The 25,285-nt window shown below is 50.0% G+C and carries 22 protein-coding genes and 1 tRNA gene; 9 read left to right on the top strand and 14 right to left on the bottom strand.

Going from position 1 to position 25,285, the window contains the following annotated elements; translation table 11 throughout:
* Nucleotides 1–27 precede the first annotated feature (27 nt).
* The 4 genes from cynS to ACN4EG_RS08970 form a co-directional block, all read right to left on the bottom strand.
* On the bottom strand, nt 28–477 hold the full coding sequence (gene cynS, locus ACN4EG_RS08955) for a cyanase (RefSeq protein ID WP_431629002.1): 450 nt from the start codon (nt 475–477) through the stop codon (nt 28–30).
* A gap of 231 nt (nt 478–708) precedes the next feature.
* Nucleotides 709–960 carry a hypothetical protein gene (locus ACN4EG_RS08960; RefSeq protein ID WP_431629003.1) on the bottom strand — a complete coding sequence of 84 codons (252 nt, stop codon included), beginning with the start codon at nt 958–960 and terminating at the stop codon, nt 709–711.
* A gap of 33 nt (nt 961–993) precedes the next feature.
* Complete coding sequence (locus ACN4EG_RS08965) at nt 994–1,767, bottom strand: PspA/IM30 family protein (RefSeq protein WP_431629004.1); 774 nt, start codon at nt 1,765–1,767, stop codon at nt 994–996.
* A gap of 109 nt (nt 1,768–1,876) precedes the next feature.
* Nucleotides 1,877–3,382: a hypothetical protein gene (locus ACN4EG_RS08970; protein WP_431629005.1), complete on the bottom strand. Its 1,506-nt coding sequence runs from the start codon at nt 3,380–3,382 to the stop codon at nt 1,877–1,879.
* 266 nt (nt 3,383–3,648) lie between these two features.
* Here ACN4EG_RS08970 and ACN4EG_RS08975 point away from each other — a divergent pair, with 266 nt between their 5' ends.
* The gene (locus tag ACN4EG_RS08975; RefSeq protein WP_431629006.1) at nt 3,649–4,212 is read left to right on the top strand and encodes a DUF721 domain-containing protein; all 564 of its coding nucleotides are present in this window, start codon (nt 3,649–3,651) and stop codon (nt 4,210–4,212) included.
* Between the two features lie 290 nt (nt 4,213–4,502).
* On the opposite strand, the gene ACN4EG_RS08980 is transcribed toward ACN4EG_RS08975, so the two are convergent.
* From ACN4EG_RS08980 to ACN4EG_RS08990, 3 genes are all read right to left on the bottom strand, one after another.
* Complete coding sequence (locus ACN4EG_RS08980; RefSeq protein WP_431629007.1) at nt 4,503–4,643, bottom strand: hypothetical protein; 141 nt, start codon at nt 4,641–4,643, stop codon at nt 4,503–4,505.
* Between the two features lie 10 nt (nt 4,644–4,653).
* On the bottom strand, nt 4,654–5,217 hold the full coding sequence (locus ACN4EG_RS08985; protein WP_431629008.1) for a glutathione S-transferase family protein: 564 nt from the start codon (nt 5,215–5,217) through the stop codon (nt 4,654–4,656).
* A 208-nt stretch (nt 5,218–5,425) separates the two neighbouring features.
* Complete coding sequence (locus ACN4EG_RS08990) at nt 5,426–5,893, bottom strand: hypothetical protein (protein ID WP_431629009.1); 468 nt, start codon at nt 5,891–5,893, stop codon at nt 5,426–5,428.
* A gap of 773 nt (nt 5,894–6,666) precedes the next feature.
* Here ACN4EG_RS08990 and ACN4EG_RS08995 point away from each other — a divergent pair.
* Complete coding sequence (locus ACN4EG_RS08995) at nt 6,667–7,500, top strand: tetratricopeptide repeat protein (RefSeq protein ID WP_431629010.1); 834 nt, start codon at nt 6,667–6,669, stop codon at nt 7,498–7,500.
* A 251-nt stretch (nt 7,501–7,751) separates the two neighbouring features.
* On the opposite strand, the gene ACN4EG_RS09000 is transcribed toward ACN4EG_RS08995, so the two are convergent.
* From ACN4EG_RS09000 to ACN4EG_RS09015, 4 genes are all read right to left on the bottom strand, one after another.
* Nucleotides 7,752–9,077 carry an ABC transporter substrate-binding protein gene (locus ACN4EG_RS09000; RefSeq protein ID WP_431629011.1) on the bottom strand — a complete coding sequence of 442 codons (1,326 nt, stop codon included), beginning with the start codon at nt 9,075–9,077 and terminating at the stop codon, nt 7,752–7,754.
* 175 nt (nt 9,078–9,252) lie between these two features.
* Nucleotides 9,253–9,344, bottom strand: a tRNA-Ser gene (locus ACN4EG_RS09005).
* An 81-nt stretch (nt 9,345–9,425) separates the two neighbouring features.
* The gene (gene mraY / locus ACN4EG_RS09010; protein WP_431629012.1) at nt 9,426–10,532 is read right to left on the bottom strand and encodes a phospho-N-acetylmuramoyl-pentapeptide-transferase; all 1,107 of its coding nucleotides are present in this window, start codon (nt 10,530–10,532) and stop codon (nt 9,426–9,428) included.
* A 381-nt stretch (nt 10,533–10,913) separates the two neighbouring features.
* Nucleotides 10,914–11,153 carry a DUF3134 domain-containing protein gene (locus ACN4EG_RS09015; protein ID WP_431629013.1) on the bottom strand — a complete coding sequence of 80 codons (240 nt, stop codon included), beginning with the start codon at nt 11,151–11,153 and terminating at the stop codon, nt 10,914–10,916.
* 521 nt (nt 11,154–11,674) lie between these two features.
* On the opposite strand from ACN4EG_RS09015, the gene ACN4EG_RS09020 reads away from it, so the two are divergent.
* The 3 genes from ACN4EG_RS09020 (at nt 11,675) to recJ (ending at nt 15,629) form a co-directional block, all read left to right on the top strand.
* Entirely contained in the window at nt 11,675–12,259 is a 585-nt protein-coding gene (locus tag ACN4EG_RS09020; RefSeq protein WP_431629014.1) for a PAP/fibrillin family protein, read from the top strand.
* A 79-nt stretch (nt 12,260–12,338) separates the two neighbouring features.
* A complete protein-coding gene (locus ACN4EG_RS09025; protein WP_431629015.1) occupies nt 12,339–13,142 on the top strand; it encodes a PD-(D/E)XK nuclease family protein in 804 nt (267 codons plus the stop codon).
* A 57-nt stretch (nt 13,143–13,199) separates the two neighbouring features.
* The gene (gene recJ / locus ACN4EG_RS09030; RefSeq protein WP_431629016.1) at nt 13,200–15,629 is read left to right on the top strand and encodes a single-stranded-DNA-specific exonuclease RecJ; all 2,430 of its coding nucleotides are present in this window, start codon (nt 13,200–13,202) and stop codon (nt 15,627–15,629) included.
* Nucleotides 15,630–15,639: 10 nt separating this feature from the next.
* Here the strand turns inward: recJ and ACN4EG_RS09035 are convergent, their stop codons facing one another.
* Nucleotides 15,640–16,608 (bottom strand): hypothetical protein, encoded by a 969-nt coding sequence (locus tag ACN4EG_RS09035; RefSeq protein WP_431629017.1) that lies wholly within the window; start codon nt 16,606–16,608, stop codon nt 15,640–15,642.
* 737 nt (nt 16,609–17,345) lie between these two features.
* Between ACN4EG_RS09035 and ctpB the strand changes: the two genes are divergently transcribed.
* Nucleotides 17,346–18,683, top strand: a complete 1,338-nt coding sequence (gene ctpB, locus ACN4EG_RS09040; RefSeq protein WP_431629018.1) for a carboxyl-terminal processing protease CtpB — start codon at nt 17,346–17,348, stop codon at nt 18,681–18,683.
* A 142-nt stretch (nt 18,684–18,825) separates the two neighbouring features.
* Here ctpB and ACN4EG_RS09045 read toward each other — a convergent pair whose 3' ends face one another.
* On the bottom strand, nt 18,826–20,073 hold the full coding sequence (locus ACN4EG_RS09045; RefSeq protein ID WP_431629019.1) for an HD domain-containing protein: 1,248 nt from the start codon (nt 20,071–20,073) through the stop codon (nt 18,826–18,828).
* Between the two features lie 153 nt (nt 20,074–20,226).
* Here ACN4EG_RS09045 and ACN4EG_RS09050 point away from each other — a divergent pair, with 153 nt between their 5' ends.
* A complete protein-coding gene (locus ACN4EG_RS09050) occupies nt 20,227–21,981 on the top strand; it encodes a potassium channel family protein (RefSeq protein WP_431629020.1) in 1,755 nt (584 codons plus the stop codon).
* Between the two features lie 92 nt (nt 21,982–22,073).
* On the opposite strand, the gene ctpA is transcribed toward ACN4EG_RS09050, so the two are convergent.
* Nucleotides 22,074–23,327: a carboxyl-terminal processing protease CtpA gene (gene ctpA / locus ACN4EG_RS09055; RefSeq protein WP_431629021.1), complete on the bottom strand. Its 1,254-nt coding sequence runs from the start codon at nt 23,325–23,327 to the stop codon at nt 22,074–22,076.
* A gap of 474 nt (nt 23,328–23,801) precedes the next feature.
* On the opposite strand from ctpA, the gene petB reads away from it, so the two are divergent.
* Together petB and petD are read left to right on the top strand one after the other, a co-directional pair.
* Nucleotides 23,802–24,449 carry a cytochrome b6 gene (gene petB, locus ACN4EG_RS09060; protein ID WP_190575858.1) on the top strand — a complete coding sequence of 216 codons (648 nt, stop codon included), beginning with the start codon at nt 23,802–23,804 and terminating at the stop codon, nt 24,447–24,449.
* Nucleotides 24,450–24,623: 174 nt separating this feature from the next.
* Entirely contained in the window at nt 24,624–25,103 is a 480-nt protein-coding gene (gene petD, locus ACN4EG_RS09065) for a cytochrome b6-f complex subunit IV (protein ID WP_431629022.1), read from the top strand.
* Nucleotides 25,104–25,285: the final 182 nt, after the last annotated feature.

Below are 25,285 nucleotides of genomic sequence, written 5' to 3' on the forward strand. Positions count from 1 at the left end.
AAGATTAGGCCGGATGGGTCAACAGCACTACCATTTCTTATACGGTAGAAACTTCCCATTCATGACCACCTTCACCCGATCGCCCTTGGGATCTTCCACTTTTTCGATATCTAACGTGAAATCGATCGCACTCATAATGCCATCCCCAAATTTTTCCTGGATGACATCCTTCATGGGCATTCCATACACCTGCATGATTTCGTAGAAGCGGTAGATCAGCGGATCGGTTGGCACGATCGGCCCCAGGCCCTTCGTGGGGCAGGCGGTTAATTCAGCAACCAACGTTTGCGGCAAATCCAACGCCGTTAACAATTTGCGAGCTTCTTCTTCCGAGGCCGCCGCTTGGCCATAGAATAATGCGGCAACCCACACTTCATCCCGATCGAGCAAGGATTCCAGGTCAGCAAACGTCAAGCCCTTTTGCTTTTTGGCGGCAAGTAATGTTTGCGTCAATGCGGGAATTTCAACGCTAGACATCCTGAACTCCTGATTCACAATAGCTAATTCACAACCCTTGATTCACAACTACGCTGCCCATTGCCAGAAAAACGGTTGCCGTCAGCAATCCTAGTTGAAAATCTATTCCATTAGAGACTAAGTTGTTGGAGCGAACTGTGAACCACAAGCAGTTTTTTCGATCGACTGATCCCGTGCCCTTGCTACAACAATTTTGCAAGCCGTAAATTTTGCAAGCCGTAGTCACCGCCTCTACATCTCGCATCCGTGAATTACCACGCTATCGACGGTGATTAAATCATCGAGGCGAATCACCATTCCAGAGTCGAGACGAACAAATTCAACTGCATTCTGGCTGTAAATATCAACGAGCTTGGCCTGGATTACAACCGATTCCCCAGCCTCATTGCGATAGACCACCTCACAAATCCGGCAACGCAAAATCAGTTCCAACAAGCGATCGTAAATATCGCAGTCGATCGGATGATAAGGCCGGTCTTGCATCCTAATGCAACCTGTTATCTAAATATCCCAAGTCTAAATGCCTCGGATCTCGCGGCGCAGTTTTTCTAACTCGGGATCGGAATAGCTATTGGCAGTAGAATTGCCCACTGTTGAACCGCTAGAACTGCTAATCTGTCCCGACGGCGTGGTTCCTAGTAACTGGGTTTTTAATTCCACCAACTCCTGATCAATCTCACTCGCTTCACCGAGCGCTTGGAATTTTTTCTCCAGCTGATCGGTACTCAGTTCCGCAGAAATTTCTGCCTGCGCTTCCAACTGCATTACCTTTTCTTCCATGCGCTCAAAGGCTTGGATCGCGTTGCTGGTGCCGATGCCGCCCAACATATCGTTCAACTGTTGCGAAGTTTTGGCAGCACGGGCACGGGCAATATACATATCTTTTTTGGTCTTTGCATCAATCAGCTTGCTTTCCAATTGCTGCAAATTCTGCTTCAGTTGCCCAACGACACCACTCTGCTGTTGCAATTGCCCCGCCATGGCCTCTGCAGTTTCCTGGTAGGATTTCCGCCGGGTGAGGGCCTCGCGGGCGAGAGCTTCATCTCCCTTTTGTAAAGCAAGCTGCGCCCGACGGTACCATTCATTACTCTGGAGTTCCGCTTGGGTCACTTGCCGTTCTGTCCGCTTTTGGGTCGCGATCGCCTGGGCCACCGCCTGCCGCATCCGCACCAAGTCATCCTGCATATCCGCAACCGCTTGCTCCAGGATTTTCTCGGGGTCTTCGTTTTTCTCAATCCAATCGTTGACATTTGCCCGGACTAAACGCCAGACCCGATCGACTAAACCCATGGGAAATTCCTCAACAAAAAAGAGAATAGCGGCAACAGTACCTCTATTCTCATTGCTTTTTCACTGAATTTTCAATCTCAATTTTCCAGCTTACGGTTCACCCTTCAGGTTACTTTTGTACTTCAGCTTCAATGCCCTGCTGTTTCAGCTCCTGTACCTTTTGCTGGGCTTCTGCCTCGCTATTGTAGGAACCCCCGGTTTGAATTACAGCCCCCGCTTCGCTATTGCGGAAGTAGGAATTGGGATCAAGCTGTTGTACCTTTTCCAGCGTGCGATCGCTATCGTAGGGCACTACCACGTTATAACCGGAACTCTTGGGGCTTTCTGAACTATTGACTGGAGCAGGGGCAACGGATGGCAGCGGAGCCGGAGGTAAAGGAGCCGGAGGCAGTGGCGTCGTATTCCCACTGTTAATCGAGCTAGGTCGGCTGGGGCTATAGCGGGGTGCAGGAGCCCGATAAACAGGGGCAGGAGCGCTAAACCGTCGCGGCTGGGGTAGGGGCGTTGTACGGACTGGGCCACCGGAATTCCCCGATCGACCAAACACAGGCGCAATTCCTGAAGGTTGAGCATTGCCAGCAGCGCTCGAGGGAATTCCCCCTATTGGGGTGCCAGGGACTACTACCGCTTTGCCAGCAGAAAGCTTGGGATTGATTACCACTCCATTCGGAACAGGCTTACCGGCTTTATTCTTATCCATCATCAGTGGCTTACCCATGGGAACCCCTGAGCTACCCGTGCGCAACGCCGTCAAGTTACCCAAGCTGAGATCAGCAAATTCCTGGGAATCTAGGGCAAATCCATTATTAGGTTCTTCGGTGGCTACTGTTACAGGAGCCTGAACCACCGTTTGAGAATTGCTTGGAGCCCGTAGCCCAGCGATCGCCCTTCCCGCCAAGCCCGCGATCGCCTTCAAGCTATTCGGATTCATCACCAAATAGCCAAACATCCCACTGGCTAGCAACATCAACAGCATAGAGCCGACCCCCAAAGGCGTCAGCAGATTCTCCAATACTCCCCGCTCTAAATCGGCTTGGGCTTCCTCTTCGGCAAGGCTGCGTAATAAGGCTTCTGAGGACTCCAGATAATCACTGGGCAAGTAACCTGTTGGGGCATGGTTACTTTGAGCAGCCGTAAAATCCATCGACAACTCATAGGGGTTGTAAGAGATCGCATTGTCGGAGATCGTGTCTGCCGTCAAAGCTTCGATCGAGACCAAAGTATCGGCTTGGGTGGGCAGCACCGCTAAAGCGGAATCAGTAGCTACTTCGTCCTGAGGATCCAAGCTACCGTTGGTTAACCCCACAGAAACCGACGTTTGATCGGCTCCGTCTAGATGAGATCGAGATGCATCATTTCCAGATTGAACCGATGCATACCCCGATGGAGCCCCGATCGGAGCAAAGGATGCCAATTCCACCCGATCAAGCTTGGGTTTAGGATGCATAGCTTTAGCTGAAGAGGGAGCCACCTTCAACCCCGCACGATAGCGACGATAGCGTGCGAGTTCATCCTCTAGCCGACTGTCTAAGTTGCTAAGGGCTGTCTGGATGCGAGGATTCAGGACAGCAGCTAAAGAGCTGTTCGTGGAGTTGGCAAACGTTGCTTGCTGCATAGGTTTATCTATGAGTCTTGACTAAATCCAATTTGAAATCGGAAAAAATGCCGGATTAAGCACCCACCCAAGGTTTCATCAGGTACAAAGCCTTCTTAGAACCCTATGGCGTACCAGTGTAGTCGAGTAGCTCAAAATTGCACGAAAATTTTGATCCCAAGGCAGAACAGTCAAGGATTTAGCTGAATCACCAACCATCCCAATCCCCCGAAATCTTGGCAAGATATCTTTAATTAGTAGTAATTTTGTTTGGGAAATTCAGCATTATGGCTTGGCACTCCGTAGGTAAAGTTCTTCCACAGTTACCCATTCCGGCCCCTTCGATCGAACATCAGCAACTCGATCGCATCCAATCCCAGTGGGCCGAAATTATGGGATCTACCCTTGCCCAGCACACACGACCTATCAGCCTGCATCAAAATATTTTGCAGGTGGCAACGGTCAATTCTGTATGGGTACAAAACTTAATGTTTCAGCAGATATCACTGCTGAACAAGCTCAATCAAACGTTGGAATTGCAATTGGTCAAAATTCGCTTTTCAACCACTCAGTGGTTGACTTCATCGGGGGATCTGGCGGATCTTCGTCCCAATATAAGCACGAACCAGACCTGGGATCAGCACCCATCACTTGATCCCACAATCAGCCACCAGTACCAACTTTCCTTGCTTTACAACACTCCAGAGGCTACTTTTCATCAGTGGGCTGCCCAGGTACAAGCCCGCACTCACCAGTGGCCAATCTGTCCAGTCTGTCAATGCCCTACCCCACCTGGAGAGCTCGATCGGTGGGGATCCTGTTCGATTTGTATAACAAAATGTCAACTCTAGGAAGGAGTTATTCCCTCTGTTGAGATTACTCTTCGTGACGAGAATCTAAAGATTATATGAATGAGTAATTCCACGCAAAACTGTGAGCAAATGACCATGGCTATAGCCTTTGCCTGTTTTGGGAGGGAAAAAGTGTTTTCCACGTTAGTTCAGAATGGGATCAACCTTCTTTCACAGTACGCAACCCCTATGAATCTAGGCGATCCCCGGATTTCGACCTGCCGCCACTGCAAGCATTATCAAATCGAAGGCCGACGCGGTGGTTATTGTCATCAACTGAATTCTCCGGTTCAAGGCAGTTGGAATGCTTGCACACTCGCGATCCCTAGCTTTGCGCCCCTAGTCGCCCCTGCGATCGTTGTAGAGGCCGTGATTGCCGAAGCCAGCATTGCCTCTGAAATGCTGATGGAAGTCATGAAAGTAGAGGCCATCAAAGGAGAATCAACGGTCGGGACGATTACTGAAAGCCCGTTGGAAAGCCGATCGTTCAGCCAGCCTTTGCATGTAGTGGAGGACGGCTGGATAACCACTCAGATCGAGCTTCAGCATCATGGGGATGTAGCTTAATAGGGATCCAACAGCCACATCACTAACACTAAACTGCTCTCCTTGAATATACGATTGCTTCTCCAGTAAAGTATTCAGCCCTCCCATCAAGCGAGGCATTTCTTTCTCTCGACTAGCTTCAATAAAGATCCCAGTTGCGAGAGTCGAGTTGGCGAATAAAATCCACTGATTTGCGATCGACTTTTCTTCGATCGACGAGAAGCCACCCCCGTATTTTTCTGCGAGATAGAGCAAAATTGCACCGGATTCCCATAACTTGAAGTCCCCATCCTCAATGGCCGGAACTTTACCAAATGGGTTAATTGCCAAAAAATCTGGTGCATGGTGAGCACCCGCTGCCATATCCAACAGGACAAATTCGTAGGGAATACCCAGTTCTTCTAAGTACCAATGAATGATTGTGGCGCGACTGCGAGCGCCACCATAAAGTTTCAGCATAACGATTCAGACAGTAATTGATAGCAATGCAATTTAGAACGATGCGATTTAGAGCAATGCAATTGAGGAGAATGTGATTGATGAAAATAGCATAGGATTGATGAGAATCAAACAATCACAGCAGCGTTCAGGGAGTCCAGCCCGATCCCGAGATCGATAGAACCCAAGTACCAGCAGCTCATTATAACGGCTTCTCCCTGAGATGAACCTAAAGAACTTGATGGGTATAGGCATGCTGCTTAACGTTATCTTCGTTGCGGACAATGGTTTGCGAATTGAGGATTCGTTTGCGATCGGTGGAATAGTTGAAGTCTTGCCGAGTCGTTCCTAAGGGGATCAAGTCTTGGGACTGCGGGCGGGCTTGATAGGTACGGGCAGCAGCCGTTGCTCGGTAAGCAAAATCATCACAAAATTGCGTGATCACTGGAAACGCTGTCGGCAACTGAAGACCCTCCGGTGTGAGCACAGACCCGATCGTAATCCCGATCGCTTGCTCATAGGAAGTCGGAATCCCTTTCAGGAGAGCTTCGAGAGCAGCGGCAGGAATCGGTTCAATAATCTGCACAGGATGAACTTCACCATCTTCTCGCAAGAAGCAGGTGGCTAAGCCCACTACCAGGTAACTTTCCGCTACTACATCCGTGGCATTGGGGTATGTATTTTGCTCAATTGTCATAGAAGTTATGTCACCAGAAGAAGTTATTAATCTGAAATTTGGCGGCAGAAAGGTCATTGACTAGGGGAATCGTCTCTTCTCAGTAGGTCGTGATTTTCCCGTCATTCCTCTATTTAAGCCAAGCCGAATTTAAGCCAAGGCCGAAGTTATCTCCAAAATTTTCGATGAAGCGTCAAGATGACTTTTCGCATTCTATCAACTTTGTACCGAAGACAACTGATTTGTGAACAGTTGCAGACACAGTGTTGCATTTCAAATAACTTATTGTTGCCTTATCGCAACTCGATGGTTCACAATCAGCCCTGCAACGACCTCCACTGAACTTCTCTAAGCCATCACTCACCAGCAGGCTGAGCAGGTGCAGAATTGAGGTGTTGACTTGCAGAGGTGTTGACTTTCTAGGGAGAAGGGGCACATTAGGATCATGCAGTACAGATTGCTCCGAGCCTAAATTTTCTGCCACCAGCTTTCTCAACCAGTTGGCTTGCTTGACTTAATCTATCCCGCGCTGGCATAGGTAGGCAGCCAATCTACGGGAAGTTGACCAAACTTCATTGAGAATTGAGTGAAGGAATTTCAAGTTGTGCTGATGACGGGTGTGTTGGCTGCATAGGGAACATAGATTCATGGGGATCAATCTCGCTGATTCGTAGATTGCTATCCCAAACCATTTTCTGGTGTTTAAAGTTAATTTTTTGTCAAGCTAGATTTTTTTGTAAAATTCGGGCATTTTGCCAATTTTTGATTTCGCATCAGGGTAATTGTTGATTTTTATGTTTTCATCTGTTTCTTCCCGCCGTTCACCCCTTAAGTACCGTCCCCATTCCCGTTGGCAATTGCAACGATCGGGTACCTGGCGATTTTTAGCCCGATCTCAGCGTCATACCCATCTGCGGCATCGGACTACCCAGCATCGAATTGCCCAAGGGAACCCATCCTCTCGCCAAGCCCCCTGGAATTGTAGCGATCGGGATCGACTCCTGCGCCAACAATCTCTATTTGCAGCGCAGCGCAGTCAGTTTACCCAAGCCATTGCAGGATTTGATTTACTTATTCATCGCAATCCTAACAGTGCAACGGATTACAACAACCGTGGACTGGTCCATGCCCAACAGGGTCATTGGGAGGCAGCGCTGAGAGACTACAACGAAGCCATTCGCCTCAATCCCAACCTTGCCCATGTTTTCAATAATCGGGCGAACTACTACGCGGCCCAGGGAGACTTGTTTGCGGCAATCACTGATTACCAAACAGCGTTAGAAATTGATGCTTACAACATTCGAGCTTGGGTCAACCAGGGCATTACCTTTCGCGAGCTAGATATGTTCTCCGCTGCGATCGATAACTTCAATCAAGCCCTATGGCTCGTTCAGCAAGAACCCAACTACACCGAGCAGGTCATGTTATCCGCCCACATTTATGCGGAAAGAGGACGTACCCATCACCTCTTTGGCGATTGGAACTGCGCCCTCTCAGATTATTATCTAGCTCTAGATTATCTGAGCCACGAATCCCAACCGACGGTGTATCCTCCGCTTTGGTGGCAAGTAGAGAGCTGGCTCAACGACATCCTGCAAACTCAAAAAGGGGATGGAGTCACGGGCTAGGTTTGCACACTTACCATAAGATTACAAACTATTGGCTTGGCAAACTATTGGCTTGGCAAACTATTGGCTTGGCAAACAAGTTGGGAAGCAAATTGGTAAACAACAGGTTGGCAAACGGACAGACCCTGGGATGGAAGCCAGAACGAATGAGGCTGACCGCTATATTTCAAGCAAGCTCTTAATTTCAAATTTCAAGCAAACTCTTAATTTCAGCTATGCACTCATTCGCTCAGGATTCTTGCAAGCCGACTTTATTTCACACTGCCAATTTTGGCGATCTTGCCATCCTCTTTAATAGTCCAGACATCATAGGTTCCTAGCACATCGCCATTTTCATCGATGTCTACGTTGCCGCTTGCCCCTTGGTAGTTAATAGTCTTCCCAGCCTGGAGTAGTTCTAGTCCTTTACAGACATCGGTGACTTCTTCACCAGGGCCATTGGCCACTTCCCGCAGTTTGCTTTGGATGCCCTCACCTGTGTTAGATTTGGACGCCTGGGCAGCTAGGACGAGAAGCGCCGCTGCATCCCAAGAGTGGGCTGCATAGGCTCCCACAGGCCGCTTCAGTTTGTCTTCCCAAATCTTGGTAAATGTTGCTAGGGCGTTGCCACTTGCGCCAGGAATCGTTCCCAGCACCCCGGTCGCAATAAATTTCCCATCCGTCCCTTTGCCGACTTTGACTGCCAAATCGTCAGCGTACATCCCATCGGGCACCAGAATTGGGATGCCCTTGCTGACCCCTTGTTCATAGGCGGATTTCAACAGCAAGCTCCCCGTTTCGCCGTACATGGCAGCTATCACTGCATCGGGCTTCCCACTAAAGGCTTCAGCCGCCTCTGTTTTCAGAGTCTGGGCATTAGGGTCGTAGCGAGTGGGCTTGGCTTCATTGACGATCGTCCCACCAAGACCTTTGAAGGCTTTGACAAATTCCTTTTCAAACCCAACGCCGTAGTCATTGTTGATCACGATCGTAGAAACTTTGCGATAGCCTTTTTCGTAAGCTAACTTCGCCAGGGCTGGAGCTTGATAGGTATCAGAGGGTGCCGTCCTAGCCCAAAAACCCTGGAAATCCTTAGCTTTTTTTGTAAATTCGGGACTGGTACTGCCGGGAGAAATCAGCATTACCTTGTTCCGAGCCGCGATCGTACCTGCTGCCATAGAGACGCTGCTAGCAAAGGAACCCACCACCCCTGCAACCTTATCTACAGTTGCCAATTTGGTCATTGCTTCCGTTCCAGCCGCTGGATCCGTTTGGTCATTGGCAGCCACTAAGGTCACAGGTGCCCCATTGACGCCGCCACACTGATTCACCGTCTCCACTAGTAGGGGAACCGACGCAATCATCGGTTGACCCAGGGAGGCTAAATCTCCCGTTGAGGGCAATAGGGATCCTAGCTTCAGCCCCTTGCTATCTCCTACCGCCGAACTAGGAGATGTGCCACTAGTAGTTGTCTGAGTTGTCTGAGGCGTTTCAGCTTCCTGGCAGGCTGCCGTGATGCCCCCTACTCCAAGGGCTAAGCTTGCGACTACTAATGCCTTGGGCAGGCTAATTCTGGAAGAAGATCCCAATTTACTCATTGAATGTCTTACCCCTCAACACACTTTAGGTTGTTATTTAGGTTAAGGGTATCGGGTCTGTGGGATTGGAGCAAGGGCTATGGTTGTCTGATTTGCTAAAAATAAGGAAGGATGCTTATTCAAGCATCCTTCCCAGAAAGTATTAAATTTTAGGATCAACACGTGAGCTTTAGAACGGAGAGAGAGGGATTCGAACCCTCGGTACGGAGTTACCTGCCGTACAACAGATTAGCAATCTGCCGCTTTCGACCACTCAGCCACCTCTCCAGGCCACTGCTTAGTTATCTTAACAGATAAATTTTAAGAAAGTAAAGCAGTAGATTTTTTTTTGAGAACGTTGAGGAAAAGCTAGAGCAGAGCCATCGACAACATGACCAGAAAGGCATTGACGGCATAGAACCATCCAACAATCTGGGTTTCAGTCCAACCACTGAGCTCTAGGTGGTTGTGATAAGGGGACATTTTGAAAAAGCGCTGGCCCACCCCATCGGCATTCTTTGTGGCTTTGTAGTAGCTGACTTGGATGATGACCGAAATGGTTTCCCATAGGAATAATCCACTGACAATCAGCAAAGCAAACAGAGAATTCGTCAGTAGGGCAACGGCTGCTAAAGCGCCCCCAAGGGCGAGGGAGCCTGTGTCACCCATAAACACCTTAGCGGGATTACGGTTGTGCACTAAGAACCCCAAGCAACTCCCACTCATACAGGCACAGAAGATCATTAATTCTGGGGCATAGTGGGAACCTTCTAACCCAGCGATCGCGCCCAGACCCAGTAGAGAAATGGCAACGGTACCCCCAGCAAGGCCATCCACTCCATCGGTCAGGTTGGTCGCGTTACTTTCCGCTACCATGACAAACCCGGCCACCACCCAAAACAGAGCACCGAGGGACAGGCCAGACCCGATCGGGAGGGCAATGCGAGTTAAATCGGGAGACTGGGTCAGCAGCATCCAAAGGCAGAAGAGCACAGCCCCACCAATTTGTAGCCCCATTTTCATACGGGGGGAAATCCCTTTGTTGGACTTCTTACGGATGATTTTCCAGTCATCTAAGAAGCCAATGGCAAAGTAGGCGAGGGTGAGAGCTGAGACTGCTAAAACCTTGGGGGCAAAGCCAGACCAGAGGACGGCGGCAATCACTGCAACCGGAACAAAAAAGGCTCCCCCCATCGTCGGGGTTCCTGCCTTCTTTAAATGGGCCTTGGGGCCGTCTTCCCGGATGATTTGACCAGCCTTGAGAGATCGTAGGAGGGGAACCGCAAGATAGCCGACTAAGGCAGTGACCACAGCACAGAGCACTAAAGGAAGGGTAAGAGAAGCTCCTTGAATGAACGATCGGCCTGCCCAGAGATCTAGCAACATGGCCGACCCGGTTAGACCTCCTGTTAGGAATAAAAAGAGGCGCGTTCCTGAAAAGCTAAAAGATTGGCTAGTAAATAACTTGGCGTCCACAACGACACTCTCACTTCACGCACTACACCACACTGAAAGGTTCACCCATTGCTAAGCAATGATCTCATCTAGAAATGGAAACTCAGGAAAGCAACGAACCCCTAAAGTAAAGAGAGCGTATTCTAGATACTTCTCCTCGTTTGCAGTAACGGGCCTCACTTGTAAGTTACTTGTGGGCCATTACTTGCAGGGAATTGTAGGAGATTTTTTCAATCTTGGTTTCCTGAAATCCACTTGCTTGAAGAGCTAGCGGAGAACTGAATCATAAACCCGAAGCTCAGACTTGAATGTCATGTCCGAGGAGACACACTTAAAAAATTCCGACAATCCCGAAGACCTAGATACCTCAACATCTAGGCTTCAACTCAAACCTAATTGTTCCTATTCTTCTAAATCGCCTAGGTCATCGTCATCATCTAGATCATCAAAAGATTCGTCATCGCTTCCCATCAGATCATTAATTTCTTCCTCATCATCGACATAATCGTAGTCGCCCTTTTGCCGTGCCCGGAGGCGACCCGTATGTTCCAACCAATCCAAGATTGAGGACTCTTGTTGGATTGGAATGACACTGGCTGGCTTATCGCGAGGTTCTTGACGAAGAGAAGGATTGTAGACCATGTTGTGGGTTCTAGATTAGCTACGTGTTTTCTGCGTTTGCAGAGTCAGACATTAAAGACTCAGACATTAGGATGGGCTTGAGGTACCCAGAGTTTATCACCGAGTGTGATTTTTGCAGCATCAATCTCGAGATTTTTTAGACTGAATGCAAAAAACATCCCTGATGGACTATAGCGCAGTTGACAAGTTCTGGAAAAGCCGTCTACGAGACATGTTCACCAGTTACTTCTAGTAATCAGGGGAAGATTTCACAAAATATAGGAACTTTACTCCTTAGGGAGTTTCCCTCCACCCATTACCTGATGCTTCCGCAAATTAACGTTGATCCTTGAGGGAGTTTCTGTAATTTTGCAGAGGCAGTAGGATGCCCAGTCCGAGGAACGCCTTGTTACAGTGTAAAGAAATCATCAAGCTGACGGTAATTGACGCCACCTCCATCAATGCACCATCTCAATACCACCAATACCGCATAGGCCCCCATGGGCCTCTGTCACTAGAAAATTATCGCTAGAAAAATAACTATGCTGGGAAAGGCAGAACTACTAACGGCGATCGCAGGAAAAAATCGCGGACTCTTAGCGACCGAGACTGACAAGTTGGCCATTGCTGCCGCTGTGGCCATGCTGGAAGATCGCAACCCCACGCCCCGACCCACGGAAGCGATTGATCTCCTCGCGGGGGATTGGCGACTGCTCTACACCACGAGTCAGGAATTGTTGGGGTTAAATCGCATCCCGTTCAATCACTTGGGCGAGATCTATCAGTGTATTCGGCCCCAAGGCAATCGAGTTTACAACGTGGCAGAAGTGGCAGGGCTTCCCTTTTTAGAAGGGCTATTTAGTGTGGTTGCCCAATTTGAACCCATTTCCGAACGCCGACTGGAGGTGAAGTTTGAACGGGCGATCGCCGGGTTACAACGCCCCATCGGATATCAGTCACCCAGAGCCCTCATCCGCGACATTGAAGCCGGTAAACGATTTCTGGGGGTGGATTTCCAGATTCCGCCCCGCGATCGCAATGGGTGGATCGACGTTACTTATTTAGATGAAGATTTACGCCTTGGGCGCGGCAATGAAGGAAGTATATTTGTGCTAACAAAGTGTTAGGGAACTCTTTGAACCCGTCAATTCGAGCCGTAAGTGAATTGAGAAGGAGTTTCCCTCGTTTCTGCTCTGTGGTTTAGCCATGCGTTTGTCCCAAGGCCAACTTTCTCTGTTATCTAATTGTCCCCGCAAGTTCCAGTACCTCATTTTGGAACAGTTAGCTGTACCGACAGTGCCGGAGGAATCGTTGCGCTTAGCAGAAGGAAGTCAGTTCCATCGGTTATTGCAACAGTGGGATTTGGGGTTGCCGATCGACCCTTTAGCAGCCACCAATCCAGCCCTGAAAAATTGGTTTGACGCCTTTTTGGCGGCGGCACCCCAAATTTTGATCTTGGAGGGAGAACCGCAACCCCTTCGTCAAAGTGAACAGAGCCGCACGATCGCTCTAGCTGATCACGTCCTAGTTGCAGTTTATGACCTGTTGCTGCTAGGCCAATTGCAGGCGCACATTTTAGATTGGAAAACCTATCCTAAACCCCAGCAAGTTCGCAACCTGGAACGCCAATGGCAAACCCGTCTCTATCTCTACCTGTTAGCGGAGACTAGCCACTATTCGCCAGATAGCCTTGCCATGACCTACTGGTTTTTCCAAGGGCGGGATGGACAAGCCATTCCCCAATCAATCACTCTACGCTGGGATCAGCAACGCCACGATCGGACTCACCAGGAGTTAATGCAGTTACTCACTCACCTCAGCCAATGGCTAACTCAGTACGAAACCGCTGGTACTGATTTTCCCCAAGTAACGCGAAGTTCTCCCCTCTGCCAAACCTGTCCCTTTGTCGTTAGTTGCCAACGCCATAGCCTACTGGACTTAACTCATGATCTGCCTTACCCCGACTGGGATACTTTGTCCTGGGAGACGATCGCTGAAATTCCCCTTTGATGTCCTGTCTTGTGTGATTCCCTGTTTTGTTTGATCCCCTGTCTCAGCTAGCGTTCCATGAATCTCCCCATCCTTCCTCCCTGGCTTCTGAGCAACGAATCACCGCCCGACACCTTTTGTCGATCGCTGCAATCCATCACCCACCTCCCCAGTCAGTATCTGGCACGGCTGTTGTGGAATCGGGGGGTGCGGGATCTGGACAATTTGCCAGGATTTCTCAACCCCCAGCAATATCAGCCCTGTCCCGCCTGGGCCTTCGGAGAGGAGATGGAATGGGCGATCGATCGATTGGTGCAGGCCCGATCGAACCAGGAAAAAGTCGCCATCTGGGGGGATTTTGATGCTGACGGGGTAACAGCCACAGCGGTGCTATGGGATGGTTTGGGACAGTTTTTTGCCAAGGACGATCGGCTGACCTATTACATTCCCAATCGCTTGACCGAATCCCATGGGCTCTCTCAGCAAGGGATCAATCAGCTTCATGCCGCAGGGTGTCAGTTAATCGTCACCTGCGACACAGGCAGTACAAACTTAGCGGAAATTGACTACTGCAATTCCCTAGGGATTGATGTCATCGTGACTGATCACCATACGTTAGCGCCGGAACGCCCTCCGGTGTGTGCGATCGTCAATCCCCGCAATTTACCCTCGGATCATCCCCTGGCTACACTATCCGGGGTTGCCGTAGCCTACAAATTAGTTGAAGCGCTGTACGATCGCTTGCCCAAGGTTCCCGTAAAACCGTTAGAACACCTGTTAGATCTGGTGGCGATCGGATTAGTCGCCGATTTAGTGGAACTCAAGGGCGATTGCCGTTATCTCGCGCAGCAGGGCATCGCTCAATTAAAACAACAGGCCGATCGCACCACCGCTACCCGCCCTGGATTATTTCACCTACTGGAATTCTGTAAACGGGCCGGCGATCGGGCTACGGATATTGCCTTTGGCATTGGCCCCCGCATCAACGCCGTCAGTCGGATTCAAGGCGATGCCCATTTCTGTGTGGAACTCCTCACCAGCACCGATGCCGCGCAATGTCGCCAACTGGCAGAACAAACGGAACTGGCTAACACCCGCCGTCGCGCCTTGCAACGGGAAGTGGCTGAACAAGTGCTCGATCGGGTACAGCAGCTCGATTTATCTACAACCCAAGTGATTGTGCTGTGGGATGAACAATGGCATCCCGGCGTTTTAGGGTTGGTCGCGAGTCAAGTGGCCCAAGAGTTTGGTCGTCCAACCATTCTTCTGAGTACAGAAAGTTCCTCTGCCAACACCGCAGGGGATCGATCAATCGCCCGTGGTTCCGCTCGATCGGCCAACCACATTGACCTCTACGAATTGGTCAAGGATCAAGCCCATTTACTGCATCGCTTTGGTGGCCATCCCTACGCCGCAGGGTTAAGTTTGGGGGTCGAAAATTTACCCCTATTTGCCGAGGCGATTAATCAACGCGCTTTACAGGAACTGGCCGATCGGGTAGGGCAACGTCCCTTACCAGTTGACCTCCAAGTTACGGTGGCGGAACTGGGGCTAGATCTCTATCGGGAACTGCGAGCCATCGAACCCTGTGGTATGGGCAATCCGCCGCCTCGGTTACTGCTCAAAAATGTGTGGTTTACCCAAGCAACCCACCGCAACCTCACCGATCGCAACAACAAAAAAGTCACCTACATTCGCACCACCTTTCGCCTGTGGGATCAGACCTGTGGCGAAGAGAGTTGGCCCGAAGGCATTTCCGGCAGTTGGTGGGGACATTACAAAGAAGAACTTCCAACAGGACACTGTGATGTGGTGGTGGAATTCGAAAATAATGTGTATCAACGGTGCTATGAAGTGCGATTAATTGACGTACGGTCGAGCCCCTCGATCGAGCAACCTGGGAAATGGCCCGATACCCTACCGACCCAAAGTCGCATTGCCCCCCTTTCCTCCGATCGGGCAGCCCTAGATTGGCTGTTGGATTGGCGAGCCCTCGATCCTGAGGAACACAAAGTTCTATCAACCAAGGATGCTGACATTTTAGTGATGACCACTTGCCCAACCGATTGGGAAGAGTTCACCCCTTGGTTCCGACGGGCCTATCAGGAAGGCAAATACCTCGCGATCGCCTACCCAGCCCCTCTCCTCTCCCCCAGTCCAGAACCTTGGCTCAAACTGTTGGGCATTGCCAAATACCTCAGCCGCACCGAAGCTTGGGCATCGCCACAGCAGATTCTTGCACAGTTGCAAATCACACCCTCCACCCTACGCATTGGCCTTCAAGCTTTGCAATCCCTTGGCTTAGAGATTATCAGCGGCGATCGGGGCTTAACCGTCGGTGGGCCATCCTCTCCCCAGCAAAAAACCCCCAGCTTTTCCAATCCCGATTGGCGAACCGCAGGCCAGCCCTTCCTCCACGCCGTTCGAGAAGAGGGGTTCCGCCGACAATATTTTGCAACCGTTCCCTTTGGCTTACTACAAACATTCGCCCGTAGAACCTTACCCTAGCCAGCACTCCTTAAGGATTGGCTGGTGTTTCAGAAGGGGGAGTCATTGGATTGGCCTGAGGGGTCGGATCGGCGGGATTAGGACTTGTAGAGGGGATATCCTCTGGAGATTGTTGGGCATTGGGAATTGTCTCGGTCGTAGGCGTGGGACTAGACGGAGTTTTGGGTTGAGCGGTCGGGGCATTGGGATTGTCAGGAGGCAGAACGAAATAGGTTCTGCCTTCGGGATCCTTCCGTTCTTCCGCCCCAATTTTTAACAGTTCCTGCCGCGCCCGCGCCTGGGTTTGCCGATCGCGCGTGACCTCCGCTTGTTCAAACACTGAGCTCCAACCCCAAAGCCGAACCATACGACTATCGGGATCGGTTTTGAGGAACGCAGCTGTCTGCTTCATCAATGGCCCAACCCGGCTGACATCAGGATCGATCGATTGCATCGCCCAATCTCCAGCCATGTCATGGGAGACGATCGATCCCGGAACATCACCGAGGAGCAGGAGTTGATCTAACGCTTTAAACCGCCAGGGAAGAAATGCTTTGGGATGCTGATTGGCCTGTAGCGCATTGGTTCCTCGGGTCATGTAGTCCACTGCAATATCGGGCTTCCCCAGTCGGTAGGACAGAGTTCCCGACAAAAAGAGATAGCTTTCAACAAAACGCGGATCCCAACGAGTGATTAGGTCAAAAAACTGGGGAGCCAGTTCGTACCCTAATTGGGCTCGCGCTTCGTCATCCCCGTCGTACTGGAGGAAGTTGAGAAAGACCCAATCGGCCATTAAGTTATCGAAACCGAAGGTAGGCGATCGCTGCAAAATATCAAGCTTCCAGCGTTCCTGCTGATTTAGCTGCTCCGGAGAAAATGTGAACTCGGCACCCTGCTGTAACTGGGTACGCTGCATAGCAACCAGCCCCGTCAGCGCCCCTGCGGCGATCGCAAGTTTCCCTAAAGTGAATAACAGGTTTTTCCAGCGATTTCCAACCATAGGACTCCATTAGTGATTGGCAACAGTATTACCGAAGCAGTATTACTAGCGACATCGGATAAGGTCAGCTTGCTGCAAAATTGAAGACGTTCGATCGCTTCCTAGCTTTTGCAAGACTTTCGGCTTTTGCGCTCCCATTTTGCCAAAAGTTACTGCTACACTAGCCATAACTTCCGTAATTTTATTCGTTATCCTAGGCAGCTTATTTTACTTTTCCAGCCCAATCTCGACTGAAGTAGGATTGGTAGTATGTGTTCTCCGTGATACATCGGTGATACCTAGCCCTTTATTCAAGCAAGGTGTTCAAACCGCTGACTTGAACCACTTGTCAAACCGTCACATTGCTGCCTTTGCTCAGGTCAGGATGTCTACTACTTTGGACGAGTTATTTGGGACAAGTTACTTTGGACAAGTTATTTTCTCCGGATTGCTCTCACCTTTTTGAGTGATTGTGATTAACTCGGTGAAAACAAGTCACTGTCTGGGCTCCTTTTTGTGTAAGTCACTAGAAATCAACATCGTTCAATGATTGGATGGCTATGCTTTAGATATCAGCCTTCTTCAGTATTAACCCTAGGTATAAACCTTGGATATTAATACACAGGAGATATCAAGCAGGGATGTCAAACACAGGTATCGCACTCAATGAACCTTAGCCTTGAGATCTGTTGACTATCAGCGCTGCTACGGATTGTCCGGTTTTTTCATTCCGTTCCTAACTATTGCGATCGCAGCCAATGAACCACCTCATCCAACGTTCCTTTCTGTCACAGTTGCTTCTCAGCACGACCCTTTTGACCAGTGCCGTTCTTGCCCCCTGTCTGCTCAATCGCCCCGCCCAGGCATCCTTCCAAGACAGCCCTAAGGTGCTAATTGATGAGGCATGGCAAATTGTCAACCATGAGTATGTTGATCCCACCTTCAATCGCAAGGATTGGCAAGCCATTCGGCAGGATCTGTTAAGCCGAGACTACTCCTCCAAAGAGCAAGCTTATAATGCTCTGCGCCTTGCGCTGAAGCAGTTAGATGATCCCTATACGCGCTTCATGGATCCTAAGCAGTTTGACGTGCTGAATAGTCAGACATCGGGAGAATTATCCGGCGTCGGAATCCGGTTAGAACTGGATAGTCAAACCAAAACTTTAACGGTAGTGGAACCCTTGCCCAACTCACCTGCGGCCAAAGGCGGCTTAAAGTCAGGCGATAAGGTTTTGGCAGTCAATGGCAAGTCCACTAAGGGAATGACAGTGGATGACGCATCTAGTCTGATTCGTGGCCAGGAAGGCACCAAGGTGGTTCTGCGGATTGGGCGATCGGGAGCCAGTGAGTTTGATGTTCCCTTGACGCGAGCCCGGATTGAACTGCAAACCGTTCGCTACGACGTCAAGCAAGAAGGAAAACGTCGGATTGGGTATATTCGCCTGAGTGAATTTAGTAGTCATGCGGCGGAACAGATGCGGCAAGCGATTCGATCGCTGCTCTCTGAAAAGGTAGACAGCTTTGTTCTGGATCTACGGGGCAATCCGGGGGGCTTACTCCAAGCCAGTATCGAAATTAGCCGTATGTGGATGGATCAAGGCAGCATTGTCAAAACTGTCGATCGCAAAGGGGGAAGCGAAGAAATTGCGGCCAATCGCACCGCTTTAACTAAGCTACCTCTAGCTGTTTTGGTCGATAAAAACTCTGCCAGTTCCAGCGAAATCTTAACTGGAGCTTTGAAAGACAACAAACGGGCCACCGTTGTGGGTAGCCAAACCTTCGGGAAAGCACTGGTTCAATCCGTCCATCCCCTTTCGGATGGATCAGGCTTAGCCGTGACGATCGCCCACTACTACACCCCGAATGGAACCGACATTAGTCACAAGGGAATTGAACCCAACGTCGTTTTAGATCTGTCTACCGATCAGCAACGCAAGCTCTATACCAATCCAAAACTGCTAGGTACCCTGGAGGATCCGCAGTATATTCGAGCGATCGCAGCCCTAGAGCAAATTGCCAATAGCAACACGGGCAATCAAAATGTTGGCCAGCGTCCGGCCACACCTGGTACAACCCCTGGATTGTTCGCCCAGTAGGGGTTGGTATTGCTGGTCGTCAACTCATTACTGCCCAGCACAACGCTAGCAGACATCCCCCTAACGGACACAACACGAACAAACGCAACCGCTACCGAACGTTGCCCATCCACCTTCCATTCGCTTCCGGTCGTCCTGGCAGCTATGGGAGGTTTTCTTTCATGGTTTGCGCGATCGCCCTGGGACAGATGAGGTAGGTTCGCTCGATCGGTTGAATGAGGGTGCGAACCAAGGCCGATCGTTCACTAATTTCCTGCAAGCCTTGGGTCGTTTGCAAATTAATGCCCCGCTGATACAGGGTATAACCACGACTACGAGCCACTCGAACCCCGATCGTGTAATTAGGATCCAATCCTATTTGTAAAGCTAGATGATTGGCCCATTCCCGAATTTCCGATCGCCGATCAGGGCATACCTGAGTCACTTCGATCGCCTTGGGTAAATCCCGATCGTAAAACTGACGGCAGAGATCCGCTAACACCGGATCTGAGGCATCTTGCCAGCATTGAATGTGATACAGCAGCCGAGAATCATCCAATGCCAGGTAATGTTCCAACGATAGGCGATCGCAATCCCCCTGTAACCAAGCGCCCATCACGGCATCAGCCCAGATTTTGCCCGCGCTCCCTCCCTCGCGAGCACGGGCAAATAAACGCTCTAAGACCCAAGTCGCCGCCAAATTTTTAGGATGGTTGTAAACCTGGTTATACATAAACGATCGCACCACCAGGTAATGTTCGATCGCGGCAATTCCCTTTTGCGCTACTGTCAGCTGTTGCGTCACGGGGTCATAACGCAGGGCTAGCAAAATCCGATCTAAATCAATATGACCATAGGATGCACCTGTAAAATAGCTATCTCGCATCAAATAGTCCAAGCGATCGCAATCTAATTGGCTACTGACCAATTGCCAGACCAGCGGAATGGGATGTTTTTTGTGATAGACCGCTTCGAGCTGTGGCAACAGATCAGGATTAAAGCGATCGAGCAATTCACGGATCGGCAGGGACTCGTGCAAAATCCGGCATGTCCAGACTTCATGGTGAGTGCCAAAAATTTCTTCCCCTGTATGGCTCAAAGCACTGTGGCCAATATCATGCAGTAGCGCGGCACAGAGAACGGTCGATCGAAACGGTTGCAACTGAGGATGCATGCTGGCTAAGCGATCGAAGGCACGGCGAGCTACTGCCAATACCCCCAAGGAATGGGTAAACCGAGAACCTTCTGCACCATGAAAGGTTAAGCTAGCTGGCCCTAGTTGTCGAATCCGCCGAAGTCGCTGAAAGGCCGGAGTATCAATTAAACGAATTAACAAAGCCTCCATGGGATCGGCACCGTTGAGGGTAATGGCTCCATGGAGAGGATCGTGGTAAGTCCGTTCGGTTAGCACAGAGGAATCCAGAGATGGAATATCTCTATGGAATGTACCCATAAGTTTGTTCTAACCGTGCTTTGAGCTACAACGACTTGTGTGTGACTACAGGACAATCATTCCTAATTACTGGGTTTCACCATTTGCCCAGATGAGAAGACTCTAGTAACCATGAAACCGCGCATAATTGTCTGTGGTTTGGGTCAGACAGGATACAAAATTTACAAGCTCCTGAAACAACAGGGGGTAGAGGTGGTGGGGATTAGTACCCATCATCTTTTGGGAGAACGATCGGAGGGGCGATCGAATGGCTGTTTAGATCCTTTATCAGACAATATCGTCATCGGTGACCTACGAGCCGCTTCAACATTGCTGGCAGCGGGAATTCGGGAAGCAAAAACGTTGGTGCTGGCAACGAGTGATGATGCCCTAAACCTAGCCGTCCTCGTGCAAGCCCGGGTGCTGAATCCTCACATTCGGATTGTCAATCGGCTCTACAACACCAGCTTAGGCGATCGCCTTGATCAAACCCTCTTGAACCACACAACCATGAGTGTTTCGGCGATCGCAGCCCCCGTGTTTGCATTTGCGGCTCTAGGCAATTTAGCGATCGGTCAACTTAAGCTTTTTAACCAAACTTGGCCTATCCATGAAGAGCAGATCGATTTCGACCATCCCTGGCGAGGTAAACCCTTAAAAGACCTGTGGGATGACCGATCGCGAATGTTGATTTATTACCTGCCCATTGACCATACCACTGACTTAGTGTCAGCAATGCTGCGAGGAGAGCAGCTACAGGTGGGCGATCGCTTAATTGTGGCCACCCAGCCCAGTGTACGGATCAGCCAACGATCGTTAAATGAGAGTCTCTCAAAATTTATAGCGAGTCTGAAACGGCTCCATCACCACGGTCGATCGGCGGTCGGCGTTATTCTACTGCTGTTACTCACCATTCTCATTGCAACCCTGACCTATCTCTGCATTAACTTCAATACCTCAGTGGAAGATGCCCTCTATTTCTCTGTGGGAATGATTACTGGAGCGGGTGGAAATGAAAGCATCGCTGAACAAGCCCCTCCCGGAATTAAGGTCTTCACCGCCATCATGATGCTCGTAGGGGCGGGGGTCATTGGGGTATGTTATGCCTTGCTGAATGATTTTGTTTTGGGAACTCGCTTTCATCAAATCTGGAATGCTGCTCAAATTCCCCATAACAGTCACTACATCATCTGTGGGTTGGGGGGCATTGGGATGCAGATTGCAAAACAACTCCGCGATCGGGGCCATGAAGTGGTCATTATCGAACGAGATCCCCATTGTCGCTTTCTCAGTACGGCCAATCAACTCAAGTTACCTGTCATCCATGGCGACGCCAATCTGGCGGATGTACTCCAATCGGCCCGGATCGGTACAGCCCAAGCTCTACTCGCCGTCACCAGCAATGACACCACTAATCTAGAAATTGCACTCACTGCAAAAGGCTTGAACCCTCGCTTAGCGGTCATTGTCCGGAACCAAGATCCCAACTTTTCCCAGATGGCTCAGCAAGTTTTTGACTTTGAAGCTGTGCTCAGCCCAACGGAGTTAGCCGCACCTTCCTTTGCCGCTGCTGCCCTGGGAGGCCGAATTCTTGGCAATGGGATGACAGGCAATAGTTTATGGATTGCCTTAGCAACCCTGATAACGGCCAATCATCCTTTCTGTGGCCACCAAGTCAAAGATATTGCTCGGCACATTGATTTTGTACCGTTGTATCTCGAAACCTGCCATCAAACCGTGCACGGCTGGAATCTGCTAGAAGCCTACCTCAGTGCAGAAGATATTCTTTACCTCACCGTCCCTGCCCATCGCTTAGATGAACTCTGGCGATCGGTACCCCTGTCAGTCATGAACAAAATAAGGGTAGTGGATTCGTACCGTAATTAATCAGTCACGTTAATTGCTCAAAGTAATCGACCATTAACAACCTCCCCCGGTTGAAATGCATGGGCTTTCAGCATTCACCCGGAATAACGCAGTTAATGAATCTCTTCAGGAACCCCTGCCAAGAGCGATCGAGATTGCAAGGTATCCAGCGCCGCACGATATTGTTGATCTATCTCGGTACCTAGTTGTTCAGGGGAGGTCGGTTGAAAGGGAACCACCCGATCGGGGATAATCCCCAGCTTGTTGATATCGCGATGGTTCGGTGTTTCGTACTTAGCCACCGTTACCGCTAGTCCCGATCCGTCAGAGAGATTGAACAGGGATTGAATTAAACCCTTTCCAAAAGTTTTCTCCCCTAAAATGATCGCCCGACCATTGTCTTGCAACGCGCCAGCAAGAATTTCGCTAGCACTAGCCGTTCCTTGGTTCACCAAAACCACGAGGGGCGCTTGCGTGAGTGCCTTGCCCGCTGCTTCAAAACTGCCCAGAGTACCTTGGCGATTCACCGTATATACGATCGTGCCATTGTCAATCCACTGCTTGGCAATCTCAATACCTGCCTGCAAGAGCCCCCCTGGATTATTGCGCAAATCCAGAATATAGCTACTCGCCCCTTGATTTTCCAGATGCTTGATGGCTTGGGCCACTTCCGTTGCAGCATTGGCATTGAACTGGGTTAGACGGATATAACCACTCTTCTGACCGTTGGACTGGGTTCGTAGGTCAGCGACAACGGGATTTAACTCAATACGATCGCGGACAAGGTTGTAATCTTTAACGGGCTCATTCCCATGCTGCACCTTGAGGGTAACCACGCTGCCCATATTGCCTCGCATCCGCCCCGCAGCCTCATCCAAGCTCAAGCCCTGAGTCGAAATGCCATCAATTTCTAAAATGGCGTCTGTGGGTTGAATGCCTGCCTTAGCAGCGGGGGAACCCGCAATGGGTGCAATCACTTTGAGTTGCTGCGTTTCAGTATCTAGGGAAATCTGTAAGCCGACTCCGGTGAGTTCCCCCGAGGTACTGGTCTGCAAGCTACGGTACTGCTCCGGTTGCATGATACGGGTAAAAGGATCTCCAAGCAGCCCCAGCATTTCCTGCACGACAACGTAGGTTTGTGAACGTTGCTCTGGGGCTTTTTTCAAAAACTTTTCTCGCACCGCCCACCAATTCTGATGGTTAAAGCTGGCATCCACATAGGCCCGATCGATGACCCGCCAAACCTCATTAATGAACCGTTGCTCATCACTTAACGCCTGGGCTGAACCTGCAAAGGCCAACACCGACACCACAACGGACAGCAGCGAAACAATCAATGATCGAGACCAAGCAGCATATCTTCCCATAGCTTTCGATAGTAAACGGTAACCGAACCTTCTGCCTACCCTGCCGTTACGATCGAAGGATTGACACAGAACTTAACAGATCAAGATCCTTCCCATCGAGTGAGGCACGCTTTAGAGTGACCGACAAATTTAAGCAGCGAACCGATTTAAGCAGCGAACCGATTTAAGCAGCGAACCGAGGGCACTCAGGGGAATTTCGCTAAGTCCTATCCGTTCAGTGTTATCAATCCAGTGAACTCAACTTAACTCAACGGTTCAACCGGGAGTTTGCTGCATTGCTTGGGAACGGTTTCTTCAGTCCAAAATTTCTGAGAAACTTCATACTTCTTAATAAATTAGCCTATTCGCTTCCCATTGCCAAGTCCGCTCCTTGGCGGCAAGACAGCAGCCATCCCGCCCACATAGGGATCCTTGGGGGTTAAGGTGTGTTACATTTTTTATGAACAGCAATCATTTTTAGGAACGCTCTCGACTATGGCAAACGTGTACGACTGGTTCGAGGAGCGCTTAGAGATCCAGGCGCTCGCTGACGACGTAACCAGCAAGTACGTGCCGCCCCACGTGAATATTTTCTACTGCCTGGGTGGAATCACGCTGACTTGCTTTTTAATCCAGTTTGCCACTGGATTTGCAATGACTTTTTACTACAAACCCACCGTAGCTGAAGCGTTTAGCTCCGTTCAGTACATCATGAACGAAGTCAACTTTGGCTGGTTGATTCGCTCCATCCACCGTTGGTCTGCCAGCATGATGGTGCTGATGATGATTCTGCACGTTTTCCGGGTGTACCTAACGGGTGGTTTCAAGAAACCCCGTGAGTTGACCTGGGTCAGTGGCGTGATTCTTTCTGTCATCACCGTTTCCTTTGGTGTGACCGGTTACTCCCTGCCTTGGGACCAAGTTGGCTACTGGGCAGTTAAGATCGTGTCTGGTGTACCCGAAGCGATTCCCGTTGTAGGCACCCTGATTGCCGATCTGCTGCGGGGTGGTGCCAGCGTTGGTCAAGCAACCCTGACTCGCTACTACAGTGCTCACACGTTTGTGCTGCCTTGGCTGATCGCCGTCTTCATGCTGATTCACTTCTTGATGATTCGGAAGCAAGGCATTTCCGGCCCTCTATAAATCGCTGGTGAGTCTGCTTTACAGGGCTTGGAATGAACTGGTATGGTCGTATCCAAAGGAAAAACTTTCCGGGCGCTGGATCATACCGTTGTTCAATCCTGCCCGAATCTTAATCGAGACAACTAAAAACTATCTGTCTGCCGACTTCCAGATTTTGAGGAGAGCCTTTTCGCAATGGCAACTTTAAAAAAACCGGATCTGACTGATCCCGTATTGCGTGCGAAGCTAGCGAAGGGTATGGGTCACAACTACTACGGTGAACCCGCATGGCCCAACGATCTGCTTTACATCTTTCCGGTTGTGATTTTGGGTACGATCGCCCTATGTGTAGGTCTAGCCGTTCTAGATCCTGCATTAGTGGGTGAACCGGCTAATCCCTTCGCAACGCCCTTGGAAATTCTGCCCGAGTGGTACTTGTACCCTGTTTTCAACATTCTGCGTCTCGTTCCTAACAAGCTCCTGGGCGTTGTGTTGATGTCGTCTGTCCCCCTAGGAATGATTACGGTTCCCTTCATTGAAAGTGTGAACAAGTTCCAAAACCCCTTCCGTCGCCCAGTGGCAATGGCAGTGTTTCTCATTGGAACCGCAGTGTCCATGTACTTGGGTGCTGGCGCAATCTTCCCTGTGGACAAGGCACTGACCTTAGGTCTGTAAGCAAACTGACCTTGGGTCTGTAAGCAATCTTAGGTTTTCAGTAACCTTAGGTTTGCTGATAGGTTCCGTCTAAAGATATTTTCCTTAGAAGAAATCTTGGCCTAGTTTCATTTCATCGTCTGGATGACTGTTATGGTTATCCAGACGATATTTTTTTCTCACATTTTTGCGGAGTTGTGATG

Origin of the sequence: Alkalinema pantanalense CENA528, from assembly GCF_050753345.1 — a bacterium.
GTDB classification, from domain to species: Bacteria; Cyanobacteriota; Cyanobacteriia; order Leptolyngbyales; family Leptolyngbyaceae; genus Alkalinema; species Alkalinema pantanalense.